This is a genomic window from Rhizobium terrae, from assembly GCF_003425685.1.
GTDB lineage: Bacteria > Pseudomonadota > Alphaproteobacteria > Rhizobiales > Rhizobiaceae > Neorhizobium > Neorhizobium terrae.
The window spans coordinates 1-4,999 of record NZ_QJKM01000050.1; the positions used below are offsets into that span (position 1 = coordinate 1).

Here is a 4,999-nt window from a genome sequence, read left to right on the forward strand (position 1 = left end):
TGATTGCCAATCCGCTGCAGGTCAAGGCGATCGCACAGGCCCATGTAAAGACCGACAAGATCGATGCGGGCACTTTGGCGAGCTTGCATGCTGCGGATTATTTGCCGGAGATCTGGACGCCGGACGCAGCTACCGAGCGGATGCGGCGCCTCGTGGCGCGGCGCTACCAGGTTGTTCGGCATCGGACACGGATCAAGAACGAGGTCCATTCCATCCTGCATGCCCATTTGATCCCGAAGTGCCCGCATGCCGATCTGTTCAATAACCGGGGGCGGGACTGGCTCAAGCGCCAGCCTCTGCCCGCCGATGAGCAGATTGCAATCGAGAGGCATATACGCGAACTCGGCCGGCTTGGCGAAGACCTTGCAATCCTCGACCGACAGATCGCCGAAGGGACGACGGATGATCCGGCGGTCAGGCGTTTGCTCACGATCACCGGCGTCAACCTTACCGTGGCGACCGGACTGATGGCGGCCATCGGTGACATCGGACGCTTCAACAGTCCCCAGAAGCTGGTCAGCTACTTCGGGCTCAACCCTCGGGTTCGCCAGTCCGGACTGGGTGCCGCGCACCACGGACGCATCAGCAAAATTGGCCGTAGCCATGCGCGCGCCATGCTTGTCGAGGCAGCGTGGGCAGCGGCGAAGGCACCAGGCCCCTTGCACGCCTTCTTTGTCCGGGTCAGGGCCAGACGCGGCCATCAGGTCGCGGCTGTCGCGGTCGCTCGCAAACTCACTGTTCTGGTCTGGCATATGTTGACCAAGCAGACCGACTATCTTTGGGCGCGCCCGAGCCTCGTCGCACACAAAACGCGCGCAATGGAATTGCAGGCCGGCAAACCGCAGAAGAAGGGGAACAAGCCGGGGCCGGCCTACGCCTACAACGTCAAGAAGCTCCGTGACCAGGAGATGCGCGTCGCTGAGCAAGCACAAAAGGGCTACGAACGCTTTGTCGAGACCTGGCGTCCGCGCCCGCCAAATCAAAAGGCGCGCGGACGCCTCAATCCGGCAAGGCTCGAATGAGGTGGCCCGGCGGCGCTTTCAGCCGATGCACCACGCTTCACCACGAGGTCGCCCGCGCAAATGTATCTTACCACGTCTGCAAGGAAAGCGCTTGTCGATCTCATCCGTGGTGTAAATGATGCGGCGGACGCCTTCCGGGAAAGCGAAGAAGGGAACGACGTGTTCCCAGTTACGCCGCCAGCTTTGCGAGATGGCGGGATATTTCTGGCCCCAGTATCCGGCCTCGAAAGCCTCCAGCGCCTTCAGGCCCGCCTCGGCATCTCGGGCACGGTAGATGGCTCTCAACGCCGGCACGACAGGTTTGCGATCCTTATAGGAGACGAACTCCAACGAGTGCCGGATCAGATGAACAATGCAGGTTTGGACGATCGTTTGCGGAAAGACCGCGTTGATGGCATCGGGAAAGCCCTTCAGCCCGTCCACGACAGCAATCAGGATATCGTCCACGCCCCGGTTCTTCAGCTCGTTCATGACGCGCAGCCAGAACTTTGCCCCTTCGGTTTGCTCGATCCAGAGCCCGAGGATTTCCTTGCTGCCATCGGCCAGAACGGCGAGCGCGACATAGACGGCCTTGTTGCGAACAAAACCTTCGTCCCTGATCTTGACCCGGATAGCATCGAAGAAGACGAGAGGATAGCAGAGCTCGAGCGGACGGTTTTGCCACTCGCCAACGGCCTCCAGAACCTGGTCGGTCACTGCCGAGATCAGGTCCGGCGACACCTCGATGCCGTAGATTTCTTCGAGGTGTCCCTGGATTTCCCGCACGGTCATGCCGCGGGCGTACATGGAAATGATCTTGTCGTCGAAATCAGGAAAACGGCGCTGATATTTGGCGATCAGCTTCGGGTCGAACGTGCCGGCCCGATCGCGCGGGATGGTCAACGTCATCTTCGATGTACCGGTCAAAACTGTCTTTTTCGAAGACCCGTTGCGACGGTTGGCGGTCGACGTCCCCTCGCTACGTTCCACATCGAGGTGTTCGTCGAGCTCGGCATTCAAGATACGCTCAGAGAGCGCCTTCTTCAGGTCGTCCAGCAAGCCGTCCTTGCCGAAAACCTCGGACGGGTCACGACCGGCGAGAAGCTGGTCCAGAAGTTCCTTTTCGATAGCCATGTGATGATTCGCTCCTTTTCATCATCATGGCTCCCGGCACAGAATTCCTCACAGTCCCGTTTTCGCCGACTTCCATGTTGATAGGTGCCGGCTAAAGGTGCACGGCCCTTACTGCGAGATGTGGTCATCCTGAAACTGGGCAAGCGACGCAATACACTCGCCAGAAAGTCGCTTCAGATTGGACAAAAGTTGCGGCAGGATATATAGACATGTAGGCTAACCCTAACCCTAACCCTAACCCTAACCCTAACCCTAACCCTAACCCTAACCCTAACCCTAACCCTAACCCTAACCCTAACCCTAACCCTAACCCTAACCCTAACCCTTGCCGCCAGCAGTGGCTGATGGCCGCGACTGAAATTTCCCGGTGCAGCACTCGCAGGCGACCAACCGGTGTCAAGGACTGGTCCATAACTGTATTAACCGATCCGACGATACTGAATTCAAAAAACAACCTATCTGCCTGAGAACCACCGGCTGACCCGACTGTCGAAATTCCCCTCCTAACACATTGTTCAACCAATCGCCGGCTTACATCTATCTTTTGTACCAAGAAGCAATGATCTTCTCCTGCACCTCTTCGCTCCAGGTGCGGAACTCCCTGTTCTGCTGGACAATCCAACTGTCCGACTTGTCCCGCAGATTGGCCAATACGCGATCGGCCTCATCAATTTGTGCTTGCCAATCGGCGGGTTTTTCCAGTGCAAATTCTTTGACACTGAATTCGACAATATCTGAAAGGGTTCGATTTGGCGCCGGTCTCCGCCGAGATGTTGAATAGCTTCGCATACTCGTGGTCCTGAGATGGGGCCAATACGGGTATTCCAATAAATCTCTCCCGTCGTCAATGATGAAAACGACAGCTATATCTTCCTCTTGCGAACGTATTATCCAGTGTTCCCATTCTTCCAGGGTGGGGAGAACAGCCCGGAAATGAATATGTAATGTTATTTTCTTTTTATCTTTGAATTCAAATTGGAGATTGACTAGATCGGTTTCGTAGAATTGCGCCATGATGATGTTTGAGGGCCGGAAAAAGGGCCAGGCGCGGAGGAGGATCAATGGCCGGCGGTGAAAGTGATGCCGTTCGCTGACTGGGACGCTGAACAGACATGAACTGGACTTGCCCCGGAGACCTCTCTCTTTCTCTCCCCTTTTATGCACGGCAATCTGCCAGCTTGGTCTGCCATGACCAGAGCCGCACGACCGGGGCCGGTGAGGCGGCAGCCTCGCGGGGACGTTCCGGCCGCTGTCGTGCAATGCCAGCTCAGCCCCCCTTGCTTGTTGACAGCGCGTCCCGCTCGCCCCAGGTCTCCGGTTGTGGCCCCGGGTTTCGAACCCCGGGAGACCAGGTGGCCGCATGGTACACCGAAGCTCTGCGGGCGCTTTGCAGGGTTCCCGGCCCAGGTCGTGTCTGATGGTTGGCTCCGTGTACGGTCTGGAGCACCTCATAGCCTCACGCGGGCGAGGCGGTTGCCGCAAGGGGAGGACACGTTTCACGCACTCCGCAAACGCGGCCAGCAATATCAAGGATGGAACCGATGTCTGTATTGACCGAACTGACGATACGGAATGTAACAGAAAACAACCTATCGACCTGAGAACCACCGGCTGACCCGACTGTCGAAAATCCCCTCCTAACACATTGTTCACCCTTGAATGGCGGAGGATCCTCGATAACGAAAAAGCCCTAGTAGCCATGCCCGGATCCTATAGTATAGAGGGCTTGATATTCGGTTCCCTCTAGGGTCTCGGCGATCTCCTGCTGCAGTTGCTCAGTTTTATATCTATTATATCGCCTGTTCTGTTCGGCGACCTCTGCAGGCGGCGATATTGCAATCCTGCCCAGATACATGCCGGCTTCTTCTGCGACTTCTTCGGCCCTACGTTCGGTAAGCTGGAATCCGGTCCAGGCCAAAACGTCGCTGATAATATCTTCGATACTTCGGTTGTTGACGCCGATGATTTTGACGTGAGGTAGGGAGGGATATGTTGTGCCCCAAGCCTGATCCTCTTCTTTCATGCAGAACGTCCACTTCATTGCGGTCGAATTTTGGGATGCGCGAAAATGCCTGAATATCCATTCTGGCACGGAAGGGGGGTCTTTTCGGAACTGGAGGACTACTTGCTCTCCACCGTCGCAAGTGAACGGAAAAGTGAAGCATTCACGACCTTTTTCGAAGAAGATCCCAGGTGGTGCTGGATCGCAGAGAACTACGGGCGGTGAAAAGGCATTGGGATTCATGACGGGCGGTGAAAAGCAGCTTTCACAGACTAATGACGTTGAACAGAAGTGGGTTGGCTCAGCACGATCTTTGCTTACCCCGGGCGGCCAACTGGCCTGCCGGGGTTTAAAACATGAGGGCGCAAACAGAGGCCTGCGTGCCGCGACGAATGAAACTGTCGTGGACATGTTGAGGCTCTGCGAGCCGCGACGAATGGAACGTGTCGTGGACAGTTGAGGCTCTGCGAGCCTCGCCGGTTCTGCACGCGGTTGCTGCTTGACCACTCTCAGGCCCGCCCGCGGCCATGGCTGCCACCTGACCAATCTCTGGTGGAGGGGCCGCTTAGGCAACCGTGCATGCGGTCCGCTGGATATTGCGGCTCTTGAGATGACCATGGGGGGCAGCTGCGGAGCACTTGCACCCGGAACGGTTGGAACGATGCCCGCGAAGCTGTGAACCTACGGTCCGCCGGCACCTCGAATGACCGGAAGGCTCCTCAGCGTCGCAGTGCCCACAGTACACGACAGTCAGGGTGAGGCCGGGATGATGAGGTGAAATTGCAGATTCTTCGCCAAAAGGATCTTCGCCATGTCGCCGCTCCATACCGCCCTCATTGAGACGTTAGGTTGCCACTTTGTT

Annotated in this window: 3 protein-coding genes and 1 pseudogene; 1 reads left to right on the forward strand and 3 read right to left on the reverse strand. The window is 57.1% G+C overall.

Annotated elements, in window-relative coordinates; genetic code table 11:
- On the forward strand, positions 1-1,022 hold a 1,022-nt coding region (locus tag DMO26_RS33070; protein ID WP_117196502.1), incomplete at its 5' end, for an IS110 family RNA-guided transposase.
- Positions 1,023-1,058: 36 nt separating this feature from the next.
- On the opposite strand, the pseudogene DMO26_RS33075 reads toward DMO26_RS33070, so the two are convergent.
- The 3 genes and pseudogenes from DMO26_RS33075 to DMO26_RS33090 form a co-directional block, all read right to left on the reverse strand.
- Positions 1,059-2,135: pseudogene (locus DMO26_RS33075) on the reverse strand (IS256 family transposase); the annotation flags it as partial.
- 537 nt (positions 2,136-2,672) lie between these two features.
- Positions 2,673-3,149, reverse strand: coding sequence for a hypothetical protein (locus DMO26_RS33085; protein ID WP_162895196.1), 477 nt, complete (start codon positions 3,147-3,149; stop codon positions 2,673-2,675).
- A 676-nt stretch (positions 3,150-3,825) separates the two neighbouring features.
- Positions 3,826-4,158, reverse strand: a complete 333-nt coding sequence (locus DMO26_RS33090; RefSeq protein WP_162895197.1) for a hypothetical protein — start codon at positions 4,156-4,158, stop codon at positions 3,826-3,828.
- Positions 4,159-4,999 lie beyond the last annotated feature (841 nt).